Annotated in this window: 20 protein-coding genes; 9 read left to right on the top strand and 11 right to left on the bottom strand. The window is 46.6% G+C overall.

Features of this window, described 5'->3' with window-relative positions; translation table 11 throughout:
* Positions 1-29 precede the first annotated feature (29 nt).
* From NW212_RS01000 to NW212_RS00980, 5 genes are all read right to left on the bottom strand, one after another.
* Positions 30-1,847 carry an LTA synthase family protein gene (locus NW212_RS01000; protein ID WP_258336784.1) on the bottom strand — a complete coding sequence of 606 codons (1,818 nt, stop codon included), beginning with the start codon at positions 1,845-1,847 and terminating at the stop codon, positions 30-32.
* A gap of 67 nt (positions 1,848-1,914) precedes the next feature.
* Positions 1,915-2,535, bottom strand: coding sequence for a ribonuclease H family protein (locus NW212_RS00995; protein ID WP_258336783.1), 621 nt, complete (start codon positions 2,533-2,535; stop codon positions 1,915-1,917).
* Positions 2,536-2,545: 10 nt separating this feature from the next.
* Positions 2,546-4,363, bottom strand: a complete 1,818-nt coding sequence (gene argS, locus NW212_RS00990) for an arginine--tRNA ligase (RefSeq protein ID WP_258336782.1) — start codon at positions 4,361-4,363, stop codon at positions 2,546-2,548.
* 689 nt (positions 4,364-5,052) lie between these two features.
* Complete coding sequence (locus NW212_RS00985; RefSeq protein WP_258336781.1) at positions 5,053-5,400, bottom strand: AraC family transcriptional regulator; 348 nt, start codon at positions 5,398-5,400, stop codon at positions 5,053-5,055.
* A 139-nt stretch (positions 5,401-5,539) separates the two neighbouring features.
* Positions 5,540-6,769 carry a pitrilysin family protein gene (locus NW212_RS00980; protein WP_258336780.1) on the bottom strand — a complete coding sequence of 410 codons (1,230 nt, stop codon included), beginning with the start codon at positions 6,767-6,769 and terminating at the stop codon, positions 5,540-5,542.
* 114 nt (positions 6,770-6,883) lie between these two features.
* Between NW212_RS00980 and NW212_RS00975 the strand changes: the two genes are divergently transcribed.
* The 9 genes from NW212_RS00975 (at position 6,884) to tatC (ending at position 18,026) form a co-directional block, all read left to right on the top strand.
* Positions 6,884-7,420 (top strand): TIGR00730 family Rossman fold protein, encoded by a 537-nt coding sequence (locus NW212_RS00975; RefSeq protein ID WP_258336779.1) that lies wholly within the window; start codon positions 6,884-6,886, stop codon positions 7,418-7,420.
* A 22-nt stretch (positions 7,421-7,442) separates the two neighbouring features.
* Positions 7,443-8,048 (top strand): SIS domain-containing protein, encoded by a 606-nt coding sequence (locus NW212_RS00970; protein ID WP_258336778.1) that lies wholly within the window; start codon positions 7,443-7,445, stop codon positions 8,046-8,048.
* Between the two features lie 548 nt (positions 8,049-8,596).
* Positions 8,597-11,914, top strand: coding sequence for a SusC/RagA family TonB-linked outer membrane protein (locus tag NW212_RS00965; protein WP_375337926.1), 3,318 nt, complete (start codon positions 8,597-8,599; stop codon positions 11,912-11,914).
* A 24-nt stretch (positions 11,915-11,938) separates the two neighbouring features.
* Positions 11,939-13,528, top strand: coding sequence for a RagB/SusD family nutrient uptake outer membrane protein (locus NW212_RS00960; protein ID WP_258336777.1), 1,590 nt, complete (start codon positions 11,939-11,941; stop codon positions 13,526-13,528).
* A 17-nt stretch (positions 13,529-13,545) separates the two neighbouring features.
* Positions 13,546-14,424, top strand: a complete 879-nt coding sequence (locus NW212_RS00955) for a putative zinc-binding metallopeptidase (protein WP_258336776.1) — start codon at positions 13,546-13,548, stop codon at positions 14,422-14,424.
* A 14-nt stretch (positions 14,425-14,438) separates the two neighbouring features.
* Positions 14,439-15,719, top strand: a complete 1,281-nt coding sequence (locus NW212_RS00950; protein WP_258336775.1) for a DUF4302 domain-containing protein — start codon at positions 14,439-14,441, stop codon at positions 15,717-15,719.
* 2 nt (positions 15,720-15,721) lie between these two features.
* Positions 15,722-16,747 (top strand): BACON domain-containing protein, encoded by a 1,026-nt coding sequence (locus NW212_RS00945; RefSeq protein ID WP_258336774.1) that lies wholly within the window; start codon positions 15,722-15,724, stop codon positions 16,745-16,747.
* A gap of 297 nt (positions 16,748-17,044) precedes the next feature.
* Complete coding sequence (locus tag NW212_RS00940; protein ID WP_258336773.1) at positions 17,045-17,233, top strand: twin-arginine translocase TatA/TatE family subunit; 189 nt, start codon at positions 17,045-17,047, stop codon at positions 17,231-17,233.
* A 1-nt stretch (position 17,234) separates the two neighbouring features.
* On the top strand, positions 17,235-18,026 hold the full coding sequence (gene tatC / locus NW212_RS00935) for a twin-arginine translocase subunit TatC (protein ID WP_258336772.1): 792 nt from the start codon (positions 17,235-17,237) through the stop codon (positions 18,024-18,026).
* A gap of 19 nt (positions 18,027-18,045) precedes the next feature.
* Here the strand turns inward: tatC and murI are convergent, their stop codons facing one another.
* From murI to NW212_RS00905, 6 genes are all read right to left on the bottom strand, one after another.
* Positions 18,046-18,891, bottom strand: a complete 846-nt coding sequence (gene murI, locus NW212_RS00930; RefSeq protein WP_258336771.1) for a glutamate racemase — start codon at positions 18,889-18,891, stop codon at positions 18,046-18,048.
* 92 nt (positions 18,892-18,983) lie between these two features.
* On the bottom strand, positions 18,984-19,550 hold the full coding sequence (locus NW212_RS00925) for an OmpH family outer membrane protein (protein WP_258336770.1): 567 nt from the start codon (positions 19,548-19,550) through the stop codon (positions 18,984-18,986).
* A 70-nt stretch (positions 19,551-19,620) separates the two neighbouring features.
* The gene (locus NW212_RS00920; protein WP_258336769.1) at positions 19,621-20,136 is read right to left on the bottom strand and encodes an OmpH family outer membrane protein; all 516 of its coding nucleotides are present in this window, start codon (positions 20,134-20,136) and stop codon (positions 19,621-19,623) included.
* A 12-nt stretch (positions 20,137-20,148) separates the two neighbouring features.
* Entirely contained in the window at positions 20,149-22,800 is a 2,652-nt protein-coding gene (gene bamA, locus NW212_RS00915; protein WP_258336768.1) for an outer membrane protein assembly factor BamA, read from the bottom strand.
* 9 nt (positions 22,801-22,809) lie between these two features.
* The gene (locus NW212_RS00910; RefSeq protein ID WP_258336767.1) at positions 22,810-23,541 is read right to left on the bottom strand and encodes an isoprenyl transferase; all 732 of its coding nucleotides are present in this window, start codon (positions 23,539-23,541) and stop codon (positions 22,810-22,812) included.
* 28 nt (positions 23,542-23,569) lie between these two features.
* A complete protein-coding gene (locus NW212_RS00905; RefSeq protein WP_258336766.1) occupies positions 23,570-24,961 on the bottom strand; it encodes a DUF6242 domain-containing protein in 1,392 nt (463 codons plus the stop codon).
* Positions 24,962-24,994: the final 33 nt, after the last annotated feature.

The following is a 24,994-nucleotide window of genomic DNA, read 5'->3' as shown; positions in this document are numbered from 1 at the left end:
TTTCATTCTCTGTGCCTTTGTCTTTCTTTTTATCTTGCCCCCAAGTCATCGTACGAGCTTTGCAGTATTGCCTTGCCGCGGAGTATACGGTTCTTGTCGGCTGCCGGACGCTCCAGTATCGGGCGGTCGGCATTCACGTCGAATAGCGTGACTCCCGTACTGTCCGCAAAGGCAAACCCTCCTCCGAAAGTCCAGTAGGCAAAAGGATAGGTGTATTCTTCTCCCAGCACGTTCCGGCTGAAACTGAATTCTTCGTGGCTGATTCCCATTTGAGCCAGCAATGTGGCGGCCATGTCTGTCTGGTTCATGATCTTGTTTACAACCATCGGCTGCTTTATCGCGCCTCCCAGCCAGAGCATCGGGATGCGGTGAATACGTTCGTCCTGCGGATGTCCTTCTTCCGGATAATAGAAGCCATGATCGGGCAGGCAGACTATCAGCAGGTTGTCCCATACCGGAGTTTTGCGGATGCGTTCAACAAACCTCCCCAGACAGTCATCGGTGAAAGCGAATGCGTTCGGACGTGCTTCTTCCAGCTTGTGAAAAGGCACCTCAAACGGTTCGTGGCTGCTCAGGGTGAGGAATGCCGTGTGCCAGGGAGATTCCTTGCGCCCGATGAGCTGGTCATACAGATAATCGAATGTGATGTCGTCGTTTACTCCCCAAGCATTTTGCCGCTGGCTGGACGGAAAATCGATGTCAGCTGTCAGATGCTGGTAGCCGCTTCCCAGCAGGTAGCTTTTCATGTTGGTAAAGTTGATGTCGCCTCCATACAGAAAATCCGTGCGGTAGCCTTCCTTCGCCAACTTTTCGGCAATGGAAGGAAGCGTGCGGCTTTTTGCCGGTATTTTCATGACAGACAGATCCGGGAAGCTTTGGTATCCGCTGAACGTACAGATAGTGCCTCTGTCTGTCCGGAAACTGTTTGCGTAGCATCGGGAAAACCAGATCCCTTCCTTGGAAAGCCGGTCGATGTTCGGACTGGCGCCTTTCACTCCTCCCAGCGATTCCACCATTGCTCCTCCGAACCCTTCCATCAGTATGATCAGTATGTTGGGGCGTTTGGTCTTGAGCAGTTCCGCCGTGTTTTCACCTTTGACCGGATACAGTCCGTTGAACAGTGAATTGCGTTCTGCTTCTCCGAAGTAATTGAACTGTTCTGCATAGTCTTTGGTTTTGCTGACCGACGCCAGCAGGCTGAAAGCCGGGTTGACGGCGGAATGGTTCAGAAACTCGTCGTTGCAATAATATACCTGTCCGATATTTGAAGTCGACTCGGTCACTCCGCCGCGAATGATGAGGAAGATGATACCTCCTGTGAGTATCAGTCCGAGGCTTCCCAACAGTTTCTTTTTGGCGGAAGGAAGCATACGCGGTGTAATCCGGTACAGAATCCATGTGCCCAGTCCCGAAAGCAGCAGGATGCAGAGGATTCTCAGGATGACGAATCCGGCGGAAACGCTGGCCATTGCGTTTTGTGGAGATTCGAGATAGAAGAACACCGAAGCGTCCAGCTTGAAGTTCCAGAACGGATAGAGGGACATGTCGCCCATGAAGATGAGTGATATGAGCAAGGCAATCAGTGCATAATATCCTGTCAGTATTTTCCGGAGCGGGAACTTCTTGAACCACACGCTGATCAGTGTGACGAGCCATGGAAGCGCAATCAGGTAGCCGGTTACGGCTGCGTCCAGGCTTGCTCCGTGCCACATGACCCGGAAGTATTCGGCCAACGGCACTCCTCTTCCCACGCTGTCGTTGTAGAGCATAAAGAGCGGTTTCTGGAAGATGAACAGCAAGAGGGCTGTTGCGAAGAACAGGCCCAGATAAAGGAATCTCTTTTTCATATAGATACTATACAATTAAAAAAAGGAACTCCCCTCAACTTCCCCTTGAAGGAGATTGGAGGGGCAGTTATTTTCTTCCGAAGTCTGCGGGTATTTCTCCCCACCGGTCAGTTTCCCATTTCAATACCGGACAGTTGGTGCTGTTTTCCTTAAGCCATTTCTCCGCCCGTCCGATGAGCTGGAACAAGGCTTCGGTTTTGTCTGTACGTTCCAGCTTGGTCTTGCATTGCTTCTGTTTCACCCAGTTTAAGGCGTTTCTGCTGTCCGAATAGACGGGCATCTGCAGATTCTTCTGTTTCAGCAGGGCGAGTCCGTGGACAATGGCCAGAAATTCGCCGATGTTGTTTGTCCCGTAAACCGGTCCGTAGTGAAAAATCTGTTCGCCGGTGGCTAGATAAACACCCCGATACTCCATGGGTCCCGGATTGCCGCTGCATGCAGCGTCTACAGCCAGGCAGTTGGTGTTGAATCCTTCAGGAAGCCTGTCGGCGAGAGGCGGCGTCTGGGCTTGAGCTCCCCAATGCAGATGGGCAGGTTCTTCCAACGCCCGTTCGGCCTCTTCCTTCGTGCTGAAAGACTTGTACATGGCTCCCTTGAAGCCTTTGATCTGCTGTTGGCAGTCCTGCCACGAGGAGTATACCCCCGGGCAGACGCCTTTCCAGACAGTATAAAATTTGGGCTTTGCCATTGTTTGCGGATTACATGCGTTCGGGAACTTCGATTCCCAGCAGTCCCATGGCCAGCTTCACCACTTTCCCTACGTTCTTGCTCAGCACGAGGCGGAAAATCTTGCGTGCCTCGTTTTCTTCACGCAGGATGCTGAAGTCGTGGTAGAACTGGTTGTATTCTTTCACCAGATCATATGCATAGTTGGCAAGGATAGACGGATTGTAGTCTGTTCCGGCCTGCTTTACGATGGCACGGAAATCAGCCAGTTTCTGTATCAGTTCCTCTTCTTTTGTATTAAGCTCTATGTCAGCGGGAAGCGTTTCGGGCAGGCTGATTCCTGCTTCGGCAGCTTTGCGCAGAATGGAACGGATACGTGCGTAGGTATATTGGATGAACGGACCTGTATTCCCGTTGAAGTCGATCGATTCCTTCGGGTTGAAAGTCATGTTTTTGCGTGCGTCCACTTTCAGGATGAAATATTTCAACGCTCCGAGTCCTACGATGCGTGCCACGTTTTCTGCTTCTTCCTTGCTCAGTCCGTCCAGCTTGCCCAGCTCGGCACTGGTTTCGCGCGCCGTTTCGATCATCGTTTCCATCAGGTCGTCTGCGTCGACAACTGTACCTTCACGGCTCTTCATTTTGCCTTCCGGCAGTTCTACCATTCCGTAGGAGAAGTGGATGAGGTCTTTTCCCCATTTGAATCCCAATTTGTCGAGCAGGATTGACAATACCTGAAAGTGGTAGTTCTGTTCGTTTCCTACTACGTAGATCATCTTGTCGATAGGATAGTCTTCGAAGCGCATCTTGGCTGTTCCGATGTCCTGCGTCATATAGACCGATGTGCCGTCGCTTCTCAGCAGCAGCTTCTGGTCAAGTCCTTCCGGAGTGAGGTCGGCCCATACCGATCCGTCCTCCTTGCGGTAGAACAGTCCCTTTTCAAGTCCTTCAAGCACTTTTTCTTTACCTTCCAGATACGTCTGCGATTCATAGTAGATCTTGTCGAAGCTGACTCCCATCATCTTGTAGGTTTCGTCGAATCCGGCGTATACCCAGTTGTTCATCTTCTCCCAGAGCGCACGCACTTCCGGATCATTCGCTTCCCATTTGCGCAGCATTTCGCGCGCCTCTTTCATCAGCGGCGCTTCTTCTTCGGCTTTGGCTTTAGCCTGTTCGGCGTCCATTCCTTCCGCTTCGTATTTAGCTTGAAGTTCTTTCACCTCTGCTTTGTAGTGCTTGTCGAAAGCCACGTAATAGTCGCCGATGAGGTGGTCGCCTTTCTTGCCTGAGGATTCCGGCGTTTCTCCGTTGCCGTATTTCAGCCATGCCAGCATTGATTTGCAGATATGGATGCCCCGGTCGTTCACGATGTTTGTCTTTACCACTTTGTTCCCATTGGCGGCCATTACGTTTGCCAAAGCATTGCCCAGCAAGTTGTTGCGCATGTGTCCCAGGTGCAGCGGCTTGTTGGTGTTGGGCGATGAATATTCGATCATGACCAGCGGAGCGTTTGCCCCCGCCTTCGTGATTCCCCATTCTGCATCGGCGTCAATATGGTTCAGCATTTCAATCCATATTTGCGGTGCAATGGTAAGATTCAGGAATCCCTTTATCACGTTATATGCCGCTACGGCAGGTTCGTGTTGTTTCAGGTACTCGCCGATTTCCTGAGCGGTCTGTTCAGGGCTCTTTCTTGACATCTTCAGGAAAGGGAAAACCACCAGCGTAAGATGTCCTTCAAATTCTTTTTTCGTCTTTTGCAGTTGCAGCGTTCCCGGAGCGGCTTCGCATCCGTAAAGTGCTTTCACGGCATCCGCGGCAGCGGCAGCCAGTCTGTCTTCTATTTTCATCGTAGTTATATAATTTGTTTGTCTGCTTGTTTTTAGAGAGAGCAAAGATACTAATTTTTAGTTTCCCGACCTCCCCTTGCCGTTCATTAATTGCATGTGAAGCGAAATTGTTGGCCTATCCTGTTGGAAGGAGGGAGTGTCTTTTTTGTTCATCCGATGAAAAAGGGGATTTTTTGTGGAAAATTCAATCTCCAGTCTAGAGATGCAGATCTCCAGTCTGGATATATATATCTTCAGCCTGAAGATGCATGTCTTTAGCCTGAAGACAGACTGTTTTGCTAGAATCGGCAGCTTTCAGAGCCTGATGAACATTACTTTATTGGAAAATTAAGAAACTGTTTTGAATTTATCGTGTGCTGATTTGGGATGAGTTTTTGAGGCATTTCCGTTTGTGTGATGAGGAAGATAGCGGGCTATCTGACGAAAAACAGAAGCGGAAAAGACCAAAAAATAGCCCAAAGCACACACGAAAACGAATACATCAAGCCAAGAAAAACTTTTTGGAGAAATTCAAAACAGTTTCTAAAACGGCAGGCTCTTGCATCAGCAATTCCGTTCGAGCCGGCATGGTGTCGGATACAGAGAGTATCGTGCAGTCGCCTGTTTGTGTCTTTTGGAGCTCAGATACCCTGTGGAAACCGACAGGCTGCTTGCCGGTTCTGCTCATGTTCGCTCCATGTATAAAGGCCTTATGCATTTTTTCTCCATTCGGAGGGGGACATGCCCTCCTTGCTCTTGAACTGTTTGCTGAAATGCGCGAGGTCGGTGAATCCCACCTGTTCGGCAATTTCCGCAAGATTTCTCCGGTTGGAGAGCGACATTTTGATTTTGGCTTCTTCTATCCGGAGGTGGTTGATCCATGTGTTGAAGTTCAGTCCGTAGGTATTATTGATGAAGTTGGATACATATGTCCGGTTGATGCCTATAGCCTTGCTGAGATGCATGATTGTGATTCTTGGGCGAAGGTAGTGCTTTTGTTTTTTCCATTCTGCCAGCTTCTCTTCTATCTTTTTGTTTGTTGCAGTGTTATGTATCATCGTCCTTTCATTAAAAACAGTTCCAAGTTACAAACTTTAAACCTTTTGTGAAAAGACAGAAAAACACGTTTGTGGATATTGTGTTTTTATATTGTACTAAGTGGGCGAAAAATGTATTTATTTGGTGTTATTTTATGTTTCAGTGATAGATGAGCGTTGACAGGTATCCGTCAGAGAACATTTCATTCGCTATATCCTGCAGTTCTTCCGGAGTAAGTGCTTCGATGCGCCTGAACACTTCTTCTTTTTCTTCGTATCTTTTGTAATGAAGAAAGCATTTTCCCATGTCAAGGGCGTTGTTCTCGAAGTTGTCGCCTGATACGCCTATCTGGCCGATGATTTGCTTTTTCGCTGCGTTCAGCTGGTAGGAAGTCATAGGCTTCTCGCATATTTTCTGAAGTTCCTTATGAACCAGCTTTATGCATTTTTCTTCATCTTTCCTGTCGCAGCCGAAATAAATGCAGAATGCTCCGGTGTCAGTGTAGGAGGTAAGATTTGACTCTACGTTATAAACCAGTCCCCGCTGCTCTCTTAGCGCGATGTTCAGTTTGCTGTTCATCCCGGGGCCTCCCAGAATGTTGTTCAGCAGATACAGGCCTGTACGCCGTTCGTTGTGTGCGTCATATCCTCTGCCGCCAATCATGACGTGCGACTGGTGGGTGTCTTTGTTCAGTATGCGCTGGCAGGGGGAATAAGGGTGCGGTGCCGTGCGCTTGACTCTTTCTCCCGGTTGAGGCTGTATTCCGGCCAGTGTCATTATCTTTTCCATCGTCTGCACGACTTTGTCGAACGGGATGTTTCCTTGGACAAAGAACACCATGTTGTCGGGCCTGTAGTACCTGCCGATAAAGTTCAGCGCATCGCTGCTGGTAAATTCACGCAGCAAGTCGGGCTTCCCGAGAATGTTTCTTCCCAACGGATGGTCGGGGAATATCAGTTCCTCGAAGTCGTCGAAAATCAGCTCCGAGGGACTGTCTTCGTAGCTTTGGATTTCATCGATGATGACTTCCACCTCCTTGTCTATCTCATTTTGAGGGAAAGTGCTGTTGAAGACAATGTCTGTCAGCAGTTCGGCTGCCCGGCTGAAATGTTCCTTTAGAAATGCGCTGTAGATAACAGTTTCTTCCTTGTTGGTATAGGCGTTCAGATCACCTCCCACAACTTCCATTCGGTTGAGTATGTGCCAGGCGTGGCGTTTTTTTGTCCCTTTGAAAATGAGGTGTTCCACAAAATGTGCCATGCCTTGTTCTTGAGGCAATTCGTCGCGTGTGCCCGCATCTACTGCGTATCCGCAATAGGCCACATCTGTAGGGCTTGATGAATGGATGATTTGCAGTCCGTTGGGCAGTATGAATGTTGAAACTGGCATTGTTCTTTTTTGCTTATTCGGTTTGACTTGGCAAAATTACAACAATAGTTATTGTCTTTCCTCAAAAAAATACAGATATTTGCATTGTATTGATAAATTGAAAGAAGAACAAGAATGGATAAGATTGGCATATTCTGCTCCGCTTCCGACCTGATAGCACCAGTGTATAAGGAAAAGGCTGAAGAATTGGGCGTCTGGCTTGGGCAGCACAAGAAGCGGGTGATTTATGGCGGGTCAAACACGGGGCTGATGGAAGTTGTTGCGCAGGCGGCGAAAGCGAACGGGGCGATGCTGATGGGAATTGTTCCTACAAAGCTGGAAGACTCGGGGAGGGTGAGCGATTTGCTCGACATTAACTTTCATGCCGTGAACTTGAGCGACCGGAAGGATCTGATGCTGCAGGAGTCTGATGTGATGGTGGCTCTTCCCGGGGGAATCGGCACGCTGGATGAAATTTTTCATGTGGCTGCTTCTGCTTCGATCGGATACCACAACAAGAAGGTAATATTATATAATGTAGACGGGTTCTGGGATGAAATGCTGCGTTTCTTTGAGAAACTCGGGAGGCTTCATTTCACTCACCGTTCCATTGATAACTATATTCTGGTGGCCGGCTCTTTTGACGAACTGGTTGCCATGCTTGACAAATAATGTAATTTATATAATCTGGCTTATGATTCAAACTACTATTAAGGAACTGTTGCAGGAGGAAGCTCAGGCTGTGTTGAATATACCGGTGACCGACGCATATGAAAAAGCGGTGTCGCTGATTGTGGAGCAAGTGCATGAGAAGGGTGGAAAGCTTGTGACTAGCGGCATGGGAAAGGCCGGTCAGATAGCGATGAATATTGCTACCACTTTCTGTTCTACCGGAATCCCTTCTGTCTTTTTGCATCCCAGTGAAGCTCAGCATGGAGATCTGGGCATTCTGCAGAAGAATGATCTCTTGCTGTTGATTTCTAATTCGGGGAAGACGCGCGAAATTGTGGAGCTGACCGAATTGGCGGCAAAGCTGGATCCGTCATTGCGTAAAATCGTTATTACCGGAAATCCGGAAAGTCCGTTGGCGCACGTTGCGGATATCTGTCTGGCAACGGGACATCCTGATGAGGTTTGTTTGTTGGGCATGACTCCCACCACATCGACCACGGTAATGACCGTAATCGGTGACATTCTGGTGGTAGAAACCATGAGGCGTACTGGATTTACGATCGAGGAGTACAGCAAGCGCCATCACGGCGGTTATCTGGGCGAGCGTTCGCGCGAGCTGAGCAGATAATAAAATATTAGAGGTATATATAGGGAAGGATGTGCCGGGAGGTGCATCATGGACTGTTCTCAGTTCGGGCAGCAGTCTGTGGATGCATTCCTGTCATATCCTTCTTTTTTTGTGCTTCCACTTTGGCTGTTATACAATGAAAAAAGGGTGCCTTGCGTTGCAGGTTTAGCGGATGGGGAAATGAAAGGGCAATGCTTGATGAATATATTTTTGCAACTTGTATATATATTTTAGCTTTTGGCGGTGGATGGTTGTTATGACATTTTGATTGTTATATCTTTATTTTATTGAAAAATGTAAATGATTTGTTTTTCGTTTAAGTCCGAATCTATGGCTTTTTATTGTTTTAAATCACTGGATATAGTGTATATTTTACTATTAAAAATAAGTTTAACCGCGTTTTGTTTGTTGATTCGTTATATATTTCTGCTTTATTTGTAGAAATGGGAATTTGTTTATGAAATGACATATTTTTTGTATTTTCCTTGTTTTTATAAATTTTAGTATATATATTCGCAGCTGATTGAATGTTAATATTTATAGAGTTTATGAGAAGATGTTTAATTTTTTATTTCTATCTGTTGATAGGAATTGGGTGGGCGATGGCTCAGTCCTCAAAAATTTCGGGGATTGTTGTATCTTCGGAAGACAATGAGCCGATAGTAGGTGCCTCAATCATGGTAGAAGGGACCAAGACGGGTACGATTACAGACATTGACGGACGTTTTACCTTGAATGTGGCGGAAGGGGTGAAGTTGCAGATAAGCTACATCGGAATGAAGACTACGGTCGTGAAAGCAAAAAAAAATATGGTAGTCAAGATGGAGTCCGATTCGGAAGTGCTGGGCGAAGTGGTCGTTACAGGTATGCAGCGGGTGGACAAGCGTTTGTTTAGTGGAGCTGCGGTTCAACTCTCCGGTGATGATGTGAAGATGGATGGATTGGCTGATATCAGTCGCGGTCTTGAAGGCAAGGCTGCTGGTGTATCCGTGCAGAATGTATCAGGAACGTTCGGTACGGCTCCTAAAATACGTGTCCGTGGTGCTACGTCTATTTATGGTAGTTCTAAGCCGCTGTGGGTGGTTGACGGCGTGATTATGGAAGATGCTATTGAAGTAAGTGCCGACCAGTTGTCCTCGGGTGATGCGGAAACCCTGATCAGTTCTGCCATTGCAGGTTTGAATGCGGACGATATTGAAAGTTTCCAAATACTGAAGGACGGTTCTGCGACTTCTATCTATGGTGCGCGTGCAATGGCCGGTGTGATTGTTGTGACCACTAAGAAAGGTAAAGCAGGTGTAAGCCGTGTCAACTATACGGGTGAGTTTACCACTCGTCTGGTTCCGAGCTATAATGATTTTAATATCATGAACTCGCAGGATCAGATGGGCATCTATAAGCAGATGGAAGAAAAGGGATGGCTGAATTTCTCTGAAACGATCCGAGCTGCGGAAAGTGGCGTATATGGAAAAATGTATCAGTTGATGAACACATTTGATTCTAATACGGGACTTCCCATGCTGCTGAATACGGAAAGCAATAAGAACGCTTATTTGCGTCAGGCGGAGATGCGGAACACAGACTGGTTTGATGAGTTGTTTTCCCCGAGTCTGAGCCAGAATCATTCGGTAAGCATCAGCAGCGGTACGGAAAAGGCTTCGTTTTATGCTTCAATCAGTGCTATGTATGATCCGGGGTGGTACAAAAGAAGCAAGGTGGAGCGCTATACTGCCAACTTGAATACTACCTATAATATCTCCAAACATTTAAGTTTCAATATGATTGCAAATGCTTCTTACCGTAAGCAGGAAGCTCCGGGAACCTTGAGCCAAGATGTGGACCCGGTAAACGGAGAAGTGAAGCGTGATTTCGATATCAACCCTTATTCATATGCGTTGAATACTTCCAGAACACTGGACCCGAATGAGTATTATACCAGCAACTATGCACCGTTCAACATTCTGAACGAATTGGAGAACAACTATATGGATTTGAACATCGTAGATGTGAAATTCCAGGGTGAACTGAAATGGAAGCCGATTGCCGGACTGGAATTCAGCGCATTGGGAGCTGTGAAGTATCAGGGTACATCTCAAGAACATAATATCAAGGATAATTCTAATCAGGCAGAAGCCTATCGTGCGGGATTGGATGACAAAACAATCATGGACATGAACCCGTTGCTGTACACAGATCCTGACAATCCGTATGCACTCCCAATTTCCATTCTTCCGGAAGGAGGTATTTACAGGCGGACGGATTACAAGATGTTAAGCTATGATTTTCGAGGTACGGTAAACTGGAACCATATGTTCAATGATATTCATTTAGTCAATCTGTTTGGGGGTATGGAGCTCAATTCGATAGACCGTACACGCTCTAACTTCCAAGGATGGGGTATGCAATACGCTAATGGGGAAACTCCTTATTACATATACCAATATTTTAAGAAGGGAATTGAAGATGGAGATCAGTATTTCAGTTTGGATAATACGGCTGTACGCAGCGTAGCGTTCTTTGCGAACGCTAACTATTCTTATAAGGGAAGGTATTCTTTGAACGGAACAATCCGTTATGAAGGTACGAACAGAATGGGGAAGAGCCGTTCTGCACGTTGGCTGCCCACATGGAACATTTCAGGTGCATGGAATGTGCATGAAGAGAATTTCTTCAAACCGATTCAGCCCGCCTTGTCTCATTTGACATTCAAGGCTTCTTATTCGCTGACTGCCGATCGTGGTCCGGCTGATGTGACCAACTCTAATATCATCATCAACAGCTATATTCCCTACCGTCCGTTTGCGGATATTCAAGAGCCGGGATTGCAGATTGTAGATCTGGAGAATAGCGAATTAACATACGAGAAGAAGCATGAACTTAATATCGGACTTGATGTTGGTTTTTTGGATAATCGGATTAATCTGGCTTTGGACTGGTACAAGCGTAACAACTACGATTTGATCGGTGCAGTGAACACCCAGGGTGTGGGAGGTACAATCCTGAAGTTAGCCAATGTGGCGAGCATGAAGTCGCATGGCGTGGAGTTTACTTTATCTACTCATAACATCAAAACTGAGGACTTCAACTGGCACACGAACTTCATCTTTTCGAATGCAAAGAATGAAGTGACCGAACTGGAGCAGAACGCCAATGTTATGGATCTGATATCCGGGGTGGGCTTTGCAAAGCAGGGCTATCCGGTGCGTGGCTTGTTCTCGATACCTTTTAAAGGGCTTGATGAGAACGGTATTCCTTTGATTGAGAACGAACAGGGCGAGATTACAAGTACAAGCATAAACTTCCAAGAGCGTGATAATACCGACTTCTTGATCTACGAAGGACCGACAGACCCGACAATTACTGGTAGTTTTGGAAACGAATTTACTTATAAGGGATTTCGTCTTAACATCTTCATGACTTACTCTTTTGGTAATGTGGTTCGTCTGAATCCGGTGTTTAGTGCACAATATTCTGATCTGAGCGCGATGACCAGAGAGTTTAAGAACCGTTGGACCTTGGCGGGAGATGAGAACCGTACGAATATTCCGGCTATCATTTCTGCACGTATGTATAATGAAAATACGGATTATCGGTATGCATATAATGCCTATAACTACTCGGATGTGCGTGTGGCAAAAGGTGATTTCATCCGCATGAAAGAGATTTCATTGTCGTATGATTTCCCGAAAGCATGGATCAGTCCGCTTAAGATTTCGAGTTTGTCACTGAAAGTTCAGGCAACGAATCTGTTCTTGATTTATGCAGACAAGAAACTGAATGGTCAGGATCCTGAGTTCTTTAATGCCGGCGGTGTGGCTTCGCCCGTTCCCCGTCAGTTTACGTTCACTTTGAGATTAGGGTTATAATGATAAAGAAAGGAAATGTTGAGTATGAAAAATAAGAATATATTTACGATAGGATTGATCGGAATTTCAATCGGGCTGAGCGGATGCAGCGATTTTTTGGATGAAATGCCTGATTCTCGGACCGAAATCACAGAAGAAAATGCCGATTATTTGCTGGTATCAGCATATCCGCTGACTGTACCATGCGAGATGTATGAAATGTATAGCGACAATACGGATGCTTATCCTGACCGCTTTGCAGCCATGGACCGTTTGCAGGAGGACTTATATAGATGGGAAGATACTTCCCAGAATGATCAGGATTCGCCTGCGGCTTTGTGGGAAAACTGTTACAAATCCATAGCGGCGGCCAATCAGGTATTGAATCTGATTGATAACATGGAGGATCCTTCCTCAATGGATGCACAGAAAGGGGAGGCGTTGCTGTGCCGCGCATACAATCATTTTCTGTTGGCCACAACTTTCTGCAAGGCCTATACTTCCACGGCTTCTACGGATTTGGGCATACCTTATATGAAAGAACTGGAAACTACGGTTTCCCCGTCGTATGAAAGAGGCACGCTTGCAGACACTTATAAGAATATAGAAGCCGACTTGCTGGAGGGAATTCCTTTGCTGGACGACAGCAAGTATTCAGTACCTAAGTATCGTTTTACCAGAAACGCAGCCTATGCGTTCGCTGCGCGTTTCTATTTGAATTATACACAGGCTGATCTGAGCAATTATGATAAGGTGATAGAATATGCAACAAGGGTACTTGGGGCAAATCCGTCGAATAGTCTGCGTAATTGGGAATATTTGGGTACACTTTCGGTGAACGGTGAGGTTCAGCCGAATGAATATGTGAACGTGGAAAATTCCGCCAATCTGTTGCTGATAAGCGTGCAGTCTTATTGGGGGTATATCAACGGACCTTACGGATTGGGCGAGCGTTATGCACATGGACCGGTAGTTTCTTATGAAACGAACCGTTCAAACGGTCCGTGGGGAAGTTTTAATGCAAATCCCGATAACAATGTATATTATACTGATGTGTGGAGCAATTCTTCTGCTCTCCCAACCAAAGTCATTTCGATGAAGGTGGCGCAATATTTCCAGATAACTGATGTCGTTGCCGGTACGGGTTATGGGTATATAGTCAATGCTGCATTCACAACAGATGAACTGTTGCTGAGCCGTGCTGAGGCTTATATAATGAAAAAGGATTATGCAAATGCCTTGAACGACCTGAACAATTGGCAAGGTGCCTATACGAAAACTACAACTCCGCTGACCGAAACCAGCATCAATGACTTCTATAATGCGCTGTCCTATTATACGCCGACGTCGCCTACGGTGAAGAAAGAACTGCATCCCGACTTTGCCGTGGAGCAGGGCACTCAGGAGAATATGATTCATTGCGTGTTGCATGCGCGCCGTATCATGACGCTGCATGAAGGGCTTCGCTGGCTGGACATCAAGCGTTTCGGAATTACAGTATACCGGCGTTTTATGAGGGATGACGGAAGAGTTGAAGTGACGGATCAGATGGATGCTTCCGACTTGCGACGTGCCATCCAGATTCCGAGTGATGTAATCAGTGCGGGGATGGAGCCTAACCCTAGAAACAATTAATGGAAGGAGGACAAATCATGAAAAAGTTTTTGATATATCTGTGTATGTTTCTGTTGCCGGGAGTATGGGTGTCTTGCAGCAACGATGACAACGAAGTGGACAAGAACAACAGTATCTTTGAAGACACTGGCGAAGATGCGGAAATGAACGAGTTTGACCAGTGGCTGCTGGAGAATTACGTGTATCCGTATAATATCGAGGTAAAATACCGTCTGGATGACAATGAAACCGATGTAGACTATGACTTGGTGCCTGCTGAATACGACAAGGCTTTTGCACTGGCTAGAATCGTGAAGTATGTCTGGATGGAAGCTTATGATGAAATCTGGGGAATCGAAACGACCCGCACTTATGTGCCGAAGGTTATTCAGATGATCGGTAATGTGGCTTATACGGAATCCGGCATGATTCTTGGCCAGGCTGAACAGGGGATGAAAGTGATGCTTTATATGGTAAACGGTTTGGATGTGAACAATCTGGATATGGACATGATGAACGAGTTTTACTTCAAAACGATGCATCATGAGTTTACTCATATCCTTAATCAGACTAAAGCCTATGATCCGGCCTATGACCGGATAACGGAAGCTGATTACATAGGTTCTGACTGGTACCAGATGCAGGACGAGGAAGCCAGACAGGAGGGATTCATCTCGGCGTATGCGATGGACCGCGGATCGGAAGATTTTGCCGAGATGGTTTCGATTTACGTGACAAATACGGCAGACACATGGGAGGCTTTCATGCAGCAGGCGGGAGAAACAGGACGCCCGATATTGGAACAGAAGTTCGAGATTGTATATAATTACATGCGGGACTCATGGGGCGTTGATTTGGATGAACTGCGCGAGGTGGTACAGCGCCGTCAGAATGAGATAGAATTGTTGTTTAACTAAGTTTGGAAATAGAGATGAAAAGGATATTTTTATATGGTTTGCTGGCATGTGTCAGCTGGACGATGCAGTCGTGTCTTTTCAGCGAGGACGATGTGTTCGAGCAGTCATCGGCTGAAAGGGATAATGCATCGGTGGCAGGGATAAAGGAACTGCTGATGAGTTCTCCGAACGGGTGGAATCTGGAGTATCGTTACGGAGAAGACGGCGATTGGGGGGTCAGCAACATTTTTATGAAGTTCGATGAAACAAACGTGACCATGGCTTCCGATTATGCTACGAGCAATTATGCAGTGGGTGAAGAATGTCAGTCACTTTATACAGTTCAGGCCTATCAGGGTACTGAAATAAGCTTCGATTCTTATAATGAGATTCTTCATTCGTTTTGTGAACCGGAGGGGTATAATGCGCCGGGGCTGATAGGTGACTATGAGTTTGTGGTGCGTGACACAACGTCGAACTCGATAACACTGACCGGAAAGAAGTATGGTGTGGAGATGGTAATGACCCGCTTGAGCGAGGATGTGGACTGGGCGACGTATCTGCAGAATGTGGCTGAAATCTCTGAAAACTCAGATTTTGCCACTTTTGAAATTAATGTAAACGGGCAGGCTGTGGAAAGTGTAGTGCGTGATGACCGTGCTTTTACTATAAACGAATTGGTTGAAGGTCAATCGGTGATGACCTATTATCCGTTTGTTGTTACGTCTGAAGGTCTTCGTATGTTAGAGCCATTGACTTATAATGGGATTCAGATGCAAAACTTTAAGTGGGATAACGATGCAAGAGCTTTTATCTGTACTGATGATGGGGTGGATGCAAGCATTGTCTATTATTGTCCAGAAGGATATAATCGATATCCAGGAACTTATACTTTAAGCTTGGAAGCGAACAGATTCTTCGAAGAACCGCGAGTGCTCCCAATAACTTTGGAGGTACAAAAAGAAAGTCGCACTTATGTGGCGGACATTTCTAAGATTGTGGGTGTCAGCGGAAATTTACAATTGGTATTTACTTATAATGTATCTCGCGATGACATAGAAGTGAGAGGGCAGCAGATCGGTGTTTTCAGCGGTTATCCTTTCTATATTTATCCTGGAACAGCTGATGGAGCATATTATGGGACTACAGACATTGTGATTTCAGGGACAACAAAGATTGAAGAGAATGGAATGAACATCTCATTCGTGATAGACGAATACGGAGCAGTTGGAGCTGATTCGTGGTTCTTGCTGAATCCTTCTGCCGGTTATTTGGATCTTTGGACATCACCAATATTCACTAAACAAACAGATTAAAAATGATTATGAAAAAGATATTATACTTTTTGATGCCTTTCTTGTGTATGGGATTGGTTGGATGTAATGACGATGATTCTCCGGTAGGGGAGAGTATATTGAATATAAAGAGTGCGGATTTGGACTTTACGGCAGTAGGCGGTGAGGGAAGCATTATAGTGGACGGATATGGTACAATATCGGCTGCATCCGATAAAGATTGGTGTACGGTCAGTGTGGATGGTATGACTATACATGTTACCGTAGCCGAATCGCAAGAAATCACAAGTCGTACGGCTTTAATCACAATTTCGACTGGAACGGATTCTAGAGAAGTTCCCGTTGTTCAGTCCGGTGCGCTTGCAACTTTGGGGAATGAGCCGACATTGCATGTTTTTGGTTATGACGGTGGTACTTTCGAGTATTCCTTTAAATCGAATGTGGGCTATACGGTGGAAATTCCTGAGGATGCTAAGAGTTGGATTTCTTATGTAGAAGACACGGAGGAAGAGGCTGACGGATGGACACGGTTGGTATTTACTGCAAGTGTGAATGCGACGGGAACGCTCCGTGGAGCGAAAATTCTGTTCAGTACCGGAGGAAAGGAAACTTCTTTCGTTGTGTTGGAGATGGAAGAGGCTGATTTGTTGGGTACTTGGGATTGTTCGTATACAAGTCCGGCTGATGGAGAACATAGCGGAAAGGTGGAAATAGTTAAGTCTCAGGATGGCCTTATGATGATGAGTGAATTGTCTATGGGTACTTTCATTCCTGTAGCTTTTTCGAATGGGCAGTTTGCTGTTCTTGGCGGACAACTCATTGGAACATATGGAATGTATTATGTTATAACGGGAACCGTACAGAATGGGGATCTGATATTTGGTGGACAATGTGTGGCTGATTTTTCGGTTGATGATGGAAGAGTAGTGATAAAGGTTGGTGATTCTTTTTCTTACTTTGGTCTATGGGCAATCAATCCAAGTACAATGCAAAGTGCTGGATATTTAGAACAATATATTGATTTCATTCTCAGCAAACAAATGCAATAAAATAACCTCTCTTAAAAGTTTGACATAAAACTTTGGGCGCAGTCGGTCTTGTGAAAAATCGGCTGCGTTTTTTGTGTGCTTTGGGAAAGACAGGAGGATAAGCCGGATAACTGATGAAGTTGCCGGCACAGATTTTATGTTCCAGCTACTTGGACTGTAGAGTCTGTGCTGGTATTTCTGAAAATGAGAGTGTAAGAGGAGAGATGCGTTTCATATTCATAACTTTTTCTTGTCAGAAATGAAGAAATGATTACATTTGCAACATCATTTGATTGTGCTTAAAATTTAGTTTGAAAGATGGGAAATTTACTTGTTTTTGGTCTCGGGCTGACCGAAATACTGGTCATTGTGCTTATAATACTTCTTCTGTTCGGTGGACGGAAGATCCCTGAACTGATGCGCGGCATAGGAAAAGGCATAAAAGGCTTCAGGGATGAAATACAGGAGGGAGAAAAGCATACGGACAAGCATACGAAGGACGAATAAGATGGAGGAGCAAACGGAAATGACTTTTTGGGACCATCTGGAGGCTCTTCGATGGATGATTCTTCGCTGCCTGATCGCTTTGGCTATTTTTCTGGCGGCCGGCTTCTTTTTTATGCCTTATCTTTTCGAGCACGTGGTGATGGCTCCCTGCCGGGATGATTTCTTTTTATACAGGGCGATTGCCGGTCTGGCTTTGCATACGTCTGTGGTTCCGGAATTTCTGAACAAGCCGTTTCATGTTGAGGTGATCAATATCAAGCTGTCGTCACAGTTGTTCATGCACTTTACCCTTTCGTTCTGGCTGGCATTCCTTTGCACCTTTCCATACCTGGTTTACGAGGTGTGGAAGTTCATTTGTCCGGCACTCTACAGCAACGAGAAACGAGGTATCCGTGCGGCATTCCTTTTCGGGACTGTCATGTTCTTCATCGGCTGTGCAGTGGGATATGCCATCGTTTTTCCGATGACTCTGCGCTTTCTCTATACTTATCAGTTAAGCCCTGACATATCCAATCAGCTGGCTCTTGATTCATACATGGACAACTTTCTGATGCTGATTTTCATGATGGGGATCGTATTTGAACTTCCGCTCGTGTCGATGCTGCTTTCGCGTTTGGGGATTCTTTACCGCTCTTTTTTTTCGAAATACCGCCGTCATGCGATTGTTGCCATTATGATACTGTCTGCCGTCATCACTCCTTCTACCGATCCGTTTACGCTGATGGTGGTGTTTGTGCCGATTTATATCTTGTGGGAGCTGAGTGCGTTTCTGGTGCGGAAGCGAAAGGCGTAGGCGCGGGCACTGCTGCATGTCATTCCAGCACCACGCTTCTTACGTTCACATCCGTATCGTGCAGAAACACAGATGCCGATTCGCGGAATTTCTCTACTGACTCGGTTGTAAGGAACTCGCAACGGCCGTTGTGCGAGCAACGGGCATTCATGTCTGCGTGGCGGTGCAGGTAGTCTTTCAGGCTCTCGGCAACCAGTTCCCCTTGCGATATCAGCCGGATATGCGCTGGCGTATACTGCCGGATCTTATCTTTCAGCAGCGGATAGTGCGTGCATCCCAAGATAATTGTGTCTATCTGCGGGTCCTCGTTCAGAAGCATTTCAATATACTTGCGCACGAAGAAATCCGCCCCTTCCGAACTGTATTCGTTGTTCTCCACCAGCGGTACCCACATGGGACATGGAACGCCTGTCACATGTATGTCGGGAAATATCTTCTTTATCTCCAGCGGATATGATTCGGACTTTACGGTGCCGGCGGTTGCCAGGAGGCCTACATGACGGGTGTTTGTGACATTCCCTATATATTCTGCTGTCGGACGTATGACTCCCAGTACCCTTCTTGTCGGGTCCAGATGAGGCAGGTCGTTTTGCTGGATGCTTCGAAGTGCTTTGGCTGAGGCTGTGTTGCAGGCAAGTATTACCAGCGGGCATCCCAGTTCGAAGAGTTTCTTCACCGCTTCGAGTGTGAATTCGTATACAATCTCATACGAGCGTGTCCCGTAGGGAGTGCGTGCATTGTCGCCCAGATACAAATAGTCATATTGGGGAAGAAGTTCGCGGAATTTTCCGAGTATGGTAAGTCCTCCATAGCCGGAGTCGAATACGCCGATGGGGCCGGTCTTCTGAGCAGATAGGGGAAACATGGGCAGTGTATCTGAGGTGTAATGGATAAAAAGAATGTCATTTCGAGGGGTAAGACTCGAAATGACATTTATGCTGTATTACAAATCCGTCTTTAGTTTGCCGGAGCTGTTGTCGTAGCAGCGGCCGGTGTAGCCGGTGTATACGGAACGGCTGTCAGGCTGATGCCCAATTTAGTCTTGATATCGTTTGTAATGTCTTTTACTTCCGTTTCGTTGATATAAGGAATATCTGTGCGGTTCAGGTCGAACACCAGCGTGTATGCTCCTGACTTTCCGACTTCCTTTACGGCATCTTCCAGCTTCTTGTAGATCGGGTCCATCATGTCAGTGTATGCTTTCTGCAGCTGCTGCTGAGCATCCTGCTGGAACTGCATGCCTTTTTCGCTCAGTTCCTGCAACTCTTTCTGGCGGCGTTCCTGAATATTCTGAGGCAGGTTCTTCTGTTCTTCCTGATATTCGGCATACTTTTTATTGAATTCGTCTGAGGTTCTTTTGATTTCATCTTCATACGTTTTCTGCATAGCCTGGATGTCAGTTTGCGCTTTTGCAAACTCCGGCATGACAGAAATTACATCCATCGATTTATAGCACGCAAATTTCTGTGCAAATACGCTCATCGGTGCGACAAGCAAAAGTAAAAAAGCAATTCTCTTCAACATAATTCTAAGTTTTCTATTTTGTTATTTAATTAATTGCATGTAGCAAAGTACCGCCTGCAAATTTATAAAATTAATTTGAATATCCTAATCTGGCCAGCACTTCATTGCTGATGTCAATGCGCGGCGAAGCGAAAATCATGCTTTGAGCCGATGCACGGTCAATCACAGCGTCATAGCCTTTTTCCGTAGCTATGGCTTTTATGGCATTGTATACGTTGTCCTGCAACGGGCCAAGGAGCTCTTTCTGCTTTTTCATCATTTCTCCCTGCGGGCCGAAATATTGCTGGCGCAGTTCGGCGGCTTCCTTTTCTTTGGCCACTATCGCTTCTTCTTTTGCCGTGCGCTGTGCAGCGGTCAGCTTGTCGGCCGTATTCTGATATTCCTCATAAAGCTTTTTCGCTTCATCGGCTTTGGCGTCAATCTGCTTCTGCCATTCTTTTGACAAGGCTTCCATCTGCTGGTTAGCCTGGCTGAACGCAGGGATCTGTCTGGAGATAAACTCCATGTCTACCAGTGCGAATTTTTGTGCCATTGCCGTTGCCATGCAGGCAATCAGGAGCAAGGCTGAAAAGATACATCGTTTCATTATCATATCATTTTAGAATTCTTGTCCGATGATGAAGTGGAACTGGCTTCCGCTATACTGCATCGAACCGTTGATTTTGTCGAAACCGTATGCCCAGTCAATACCCATCATACCGATCATCGGGAGGAAGATGCGGACACCGAATCCGGCCGAACGTTTGAGCTTGAACGGGTTGAAGTCGGTTACGTTGTTCCATGCGTTACCTGCTTCTACAAATCCCAGAGCATAGATGCTGGTGGAATTTTCGAGCATAAGCGGGTAGCGGAGTTCTGCTCCCAGGCGGATGTAGGCATATCCCTCATCGCCGTAGGGTGTGAGCGCGCCGTTTTCATAACCTCTCAGGGCTATCGTTTCGGATGCGTAGTTGTAGCTGTAGCCCGTCATACCGTCACCTCCCACATAGAACGTTTCAAACGGAGAGCGTTTGTACTTGTTGAAGTGTCCCAAAAGTCCGAATTCCGTGCGGGTCATGATGACCGGGCATTTCTGGATATCCATCAGCGCAGTATACGTTTTGGCTTTGAATTTCCATTTGTGGTATTCAATCCATTTGAACATGCTGGCTGCCTCTTCGTAGTTATCTCTTCCGTAAGTCGAATAGTCTTTCTTGCTGAAGAGCGAATACGGCGGCGTAATCTGCAGCGAAGCCGAGAACTCGGAACCGCGGCGCGGGAAGATCGGGTTGTCTGTAGAGTTGCGCGCCAGTGTCAGGTTCAGGCTCAGGTTGTTGCAGTTGCCTGTGTTCATATAGTCGCCGTTGTTCAGGCGGATATAGAGATAGCTCCAGTCTTTCAGCATAAAGCGTTGATAAGAAAGTTCTGCCGACAGGGTGAAGTAGTCGTCTGGCCAGCGCAGACGTTTTCCCCAGCCAACCGAAATGCCGAACATCTTAATTGATTTGTCGGGGTCGTAATACGATTCGTAGTTGTCGTAATAGTTTCCGTAGCCTCCGTAGTAGCCGTATCCGCTCAGCATATTATAGTAGTTGTTCATGTATGCAGAGTTGTAATACTGGCTGCTTACGTCAGTCTGGATTGAATAGAAGGCAGAAACGGAGAACGAGTTCGGCCGTTTTCCTCCGAACCAGGGGTCGAAGAACGAAACGCTGTACGACTGGTAGTAGCGTCCGTTGGTCTGTCCGCTAATGGTCAGTGTCTGTCCGTCGCCTTGCGGAAGAATGCCTCTGAAGTTGTTGTTCTTCCTGAACAGGTTGGCGAACGAGAAGTTGGTGAACTTCAGGCTCAGCTTGCCGATGACACCGGTCTGTCCCCATCCGGCAGAGAATTCTACCTGGTCGTTCGCTTTCGATTCCAGTCCCCAGTTGATGTCTACCGTACCGTCCTGATAGTTCGGCTGCACGTCGGGCTGGATATTTTCAGGGTTGAAGTGTCCCATCTGCGCGATTTCGCGGTAGGAACGTTCCAGCGCTTCTTTGCTGAACAGGTCTCCCGGACGGGTACGCAGCTCACGGCGGACGATGTTTTCATACAGCCGGTCGTTTCCGTTGATTCTCACGTGACTGATGCTTGCCTGCGGTCCTTCGGTTATACGCATTTCCAGATCGATGGAGTCGCCGTCGATATTCACTTCCACCGGGTCGAGGTGATAGAACACATAACCGCGGTTATAGTAGTTGTTTCCGATGGCGTCTTCATCATTTGAAATACGGTCGTTGAGCAGCTTCTGGTTGTATACGTCGCCGCTCTTCATGCGCAGCTGCTCGTTCAGCAAGTCTGACGGATAGACCTTATTTCCTACCCATGTGATGTTGCGGAGGTAGTATTTCTGTCCTTCATAAATCTTCATGTATACGTCAACGGTCTTTTCATCGTATTGCGAAACGCTGTCTTCCATGATTTGCGCATCACGGTATCCCAGCTCATTGTATTTTTCAATGATCTTCTGTTTGTCTTCTTCATAACGTTCCTCGATGAACTTCTTCGGGCGGAACAAGTTGATGAGCTTTCCTTTTTCGTTGGTTTTCTTCATGGTGCGCTTCAGTTTCTTGTCAGTAAGCACCATGTTGCCGTCGATGGTAATCTTGTGTACCTTCACTTTGGCTTTCTTGTCGATGTTCACGTCAACGTAAACCTGTTCTGCGTTTTCCGGGTCTTCGCGCTCCACGATGTTGACTTCCGCATTCTTGAATCCCTTTTCGTCGAAGTGTTTCTTGATGAGGATTTTTGCGCGGTCCACCAGGTTCGGCGTAATCTGCGTTCCCTTTGCCATGCCCAGCTTTGCCATCAGATCTTCCCGTTCGCTCTTTTTCACTCCATGAATTACGATGTCGGTGATGCGCGGACGCTGTTTCAGCTGGATTGACAGATAAATTTTGTTGTCTTCTATTTTGTCTGCCAGAATCTTCACGTCAGAAAAGAGTCCGTGGCGCCAGTATCTTTTTACGGCTGATGTGATATCATCTCCCGGCACAGTGATGGTTTGTCCGACAGCCAGTCCGGAAATGCCTATCAGCACATAATCTTCATAGTTCTTGACTCCGCTGACCTTGATGTCGGCAATTTCGTATTTCTTTGGAGTTCCGTTGTAGAGGATTACCGGTTTCTGTCCGACTTCCGTAGAATCATTATCTTGCGCAAATCCTTTTGCCGTGAACGAGGAGATGCAGGTAAAAATCAATAAGATGAATAAAAGACGGTATCGCATTGTTTTGTTTTATATTTGTTCACTGATTTTGCCGAATCGGCGTTCTCTTTTCTGGTAGTCACAGATTGCTTTATATAATTCTTCTTTGCCGAAGTCTGGCCAGAATGTGTTGCAGAAGTACAGCTCTGAGTAGGCGCATTGCCACAGCAGGTAGTTGCTGAGCCTGATTTCTCCTCCCGTGCGTATCAGCAGGTCGGGATCCGGCATATAGCTGGTGCTCAGATGTGCGTCGATGGTTTTGTCTGAGATGTCTTCAGGTTTCATTTTTCCTTCCTGCACCTCTTTGGCTATCTGTCGGGCAGCTTCTGTCAGCTCCCATTTGGACGAATAGCTCAGAGCCAGCGTGAGGCACATGCCCGTGTTTCTTCCTGTGCGTTCTATACATTGCTCCAGCCTTGTGCGCACATTCTGGGGGAGCTTTTCTTTTTCTCCGATGATGCGGAAGCTGACGTTGTTTTTCATGAACGTTTCTTCTTCTATCGAGTCCATGAGCAGGCTCATCAGCGCCGCCACTTCATCGACCGGGCGGTTCCAGTTCTCAGTCGAGAAAGTATAGAGCGTAAGGTATTTCACTCCCAGCCGCGCAGCTTCTTCGGTGATGACATGCACAGTTTCTGCTCCGGCCTGGTGGCCGACGGTGCGTGCCTCTCCGCGTGCTTTTGCCCAGCGTCCGTTGCCGTCCATGATGATGGCTATGTGCGTTGGGATGCGGTTCATGTCTAGTTGATCCTTATATGACATTGTTCATTCAGTTTTCAGTTGCGTTCAGTTACCATTTGGGAGCGAATCCTAAGCGGTTGATCCGTCCGCGGCTCATGTTTCCATTGCCCCAGACAATCCAGATGAAGTTGTCGGAGTCTGCGGTCGCCGAGTAGCTTCCGTAGTCATAATATCCTTTGAATGTTTCAGGAAAATACATGCATTCTGTTGTCTTCCACCACGTAAGTCCGTTGTCGGTTGAATTATAGAAGAAGTCGAAAGCCGTATGTGAACTGTTTGCTCCTCCAAATGCATATAGTTTGCCGTCATAGTGTATCATAGAGATATTTTCCAGATTGGGCATTGCCTGATTCTGCTTTATTTCAGTCCATGCGCTTTCGCTTGACAGGCGTTGGAACACAAGTGCAGAATCTGTTTCAACCTTGCTGTTTACGAGAATGGTTGTGCGTGTGATTCCGTCGTTGTATGAGAGCGGTTCGGAATAAGATGAAATCCGGCCTTCCGCATTTCCGAATATTGCAGTTGCGGGGCTGTCGCTTGTCCATTCCATGCTGCTGTTGAAGTATCCCACTTCGCCGTCCTTAGCCGCATAAAGTCTTTCCAGCTTGTCATCTGGGGCGATTAGACTCGTAATGCCTGTGATGTCCGTTGCTGGTGCGCACAGATTAGTTTCCGGGTCGAGGCTGTACAATTCGTTTCCGCTTAAGAAATAAATTTTCTCTTTCCACACTTTTGCCGATTCGGTTATTATATCGGCAGGAACGGATGATGTCAATGATGTCAGCTCACTCCATTGGCTTGGGTTTCCATTGCTTGTTGTTGTATACCAAACAGATGAGTTTCCATTCCTTTCTCCAAAAACATAGATGTTTTTGTTAATGGACAAAGCATTCTGATTAGACAGATTTACGCCCTCGCCGAATGACAAGCCGGTAAAGTCTTTCCATGCGATGGTATCCGGTTCCATCTGATGCACGTTGAGCTTGACAGTGTAAGGTCTTCCCATCGAACCACTGTACATATATACTTTAAACTGCAGAGGCTCGGTAAAGTCGATTGAGTCGGTCGAAGACCAGATCGTATCATTGGAAGAACCTTTCGGGCGGTATACCAGAATTCCCGTTCCGCTATCGTAAGTGATGCTTGTCACTACCTTATCTATATATGTTCCAACGGGAAAAGAATCTTTATTCTCGATAGTGCGGTTTATTTGGTCGATTGTAAACGGATATTCGGAACAGTTGATCGTGTCTATATATGCACTGTCCTCTCCGTTGCTGTCTTTACCCATCCGGTCAATATGGAGCGTACCCACAGAAAATCCTGTGATGCTGCTTTCCGGGTCGTACAAGATTTGTTGCTCCTCGCTGTCAAGACATGAAGTCACTAAGGGAGTTGCCGCAATGAATGCCGCAATCAATGGCAAGAGTCTTATTTTCATTTGCAAATGAGTTCTAATTATTTACAAGTTGCA

The organism is Bacteroides sp. ET225 (assembly GCF_024733745.1).
Taxonomy (GTDB): Bacteria; Bacteroidota; Bacteroidia; order Bacteroidales; family Bacteroidaceae; genus Phocaeicola; species Phocaeicola excrementipullorum.
The sequence above is the reverse complement of the archived record's forward strand: the minus strand, read 5'-3'. Positions and strand labels throughout refer to the sequence as shown.

Coding starts and splice junctions, on each gene's coding strand:
- NW212_RS00965 (WP_375337926.1), top strand. CDS start 8,597: ATGAGAAGATGTTTAATTTTTTATTTCTATCTGTTGATAGGAATTGGG.
- tatC (WP_258336772.1), top strand. CDS start 17,235: ATGGAGGAGCAAACGGAAATGACTTTTTGGGACCATCTGGAGGCTCTT.
- NW212_RS00945 (WP_258336774.1), top strand. CDS start 15,722: ATGATTATGAAAAAGATATTATACTTTTTGATGCCTTTCTTGTGTATG.
- NW212_RS00960 (WP_258336777.1), top strand. CDS start 11,939: ATGAAAAATAAGAATATATTTACGATAGGATTGATCGGAATTTCAATC.
- NW212_RS00905 (WP_258336766.1), bottom strand. CDS start 24,961: ATGAAAATAAGACTCTTGCCATTGATTGCGGCATTCATTGCGGCAACT.
- NW212_RS00925 (WP_258336770.1), bottom strand. CDS start 19,550: ATGTTGAAGAGAATTGCTTTTTTACTTTTGCTTGTCGCACCGATGAGC.
- NW212_RS00940 (WP_258336773.1), top strand. CDS start 17,045: ATGGGAAATTTACTTGTTTTTGGTCTCGGGCTGACCGAAATACTGGTC.
- NW212_RS00920 (WP_258336769.1), bottom strand. CDS start 20,136: ATGAAACGATGTATCTTTTCAGCCTTGCTCCTGATTGCCTGCATGGCA.
- NW212_RS00980 (WP_258336780.1), bottom strand. CDS start 6,769: ATGCCAGTTTCAACATTCATACTGCCCAACGGACTGCAAATCATCCAT.
- NW212_RS00985 (WP_258336781.1), bottom strand. CDS start 5,400: ATGATACATAACACTGCAACAAACAAAAAGATAGAAGAGAAGCTGGCA.
- NW212_RS00955 (WP_258336776.1), top strand. CDS start 13,546: ATGAAAAAGTTTTTGATATATCTGTGTATGTTTCTGTTGCCGGGAGTA.
- bamA (WP_258336768.1), bottom strand. CDS start 22,800: ATGCGATACCGTCTTTTATTCATCTTATTGATTTTTACCTGCATCTCC.
- NW212_RS01000 (WP_258336784.1), bottom strand. CDS start 1,847: ATGAAAAAGAGATTCCTTTATCTGGGCCTGTTCTTCGCAACAGCCCTC.
- NW212_RS00975 (WP_258336779.1), top strand. CDS start 6,884: ATGGATAAGATTGGCATATTCTGCTCCGCTTCCGACCTGATAGCACCA.
- murI (WP_258336771.1), bottom strand. CDS start 18,891: ATGTTTCCCCTATCTGCTCAGAAGACCGGCCCCATCGGCGTATTCGAC.
- NW212_RS00970 (WP_258336778.1), top strand. CDS start 7,443: ATGATTCAAACTACTATTAAGGAACTGTTGCAGGAGGAAGCTCAGGCT.
- argS (WP_258336782.1), bottom strand. CDS start 4,363: ATGAAAATAGAAGACAGACTGGCTGCCGCTGCCGCGGATGCCGTGAAA.
- NW212_RS00995 (WP_258336783.1), bottom strand. CDS start 2,535: ATGGCAAAGCCCAAATTTTATACTGTCTGGAAAGGCGTCTGCCCGGGG.
- NW212_RS00910 (WP_258336767.1), bottom strand. CDS start 23,541: ATGTCATATAAGGATCAACTAGACATGAACCGCATCCCAACGCACATA.
- NW212_RS00950 (WP_258336775.1), top strand. CDS start 14,439: ATGAAAAGGATATTTTTATATGGTTTGCTGGCATGTGTCAGCTGGACG.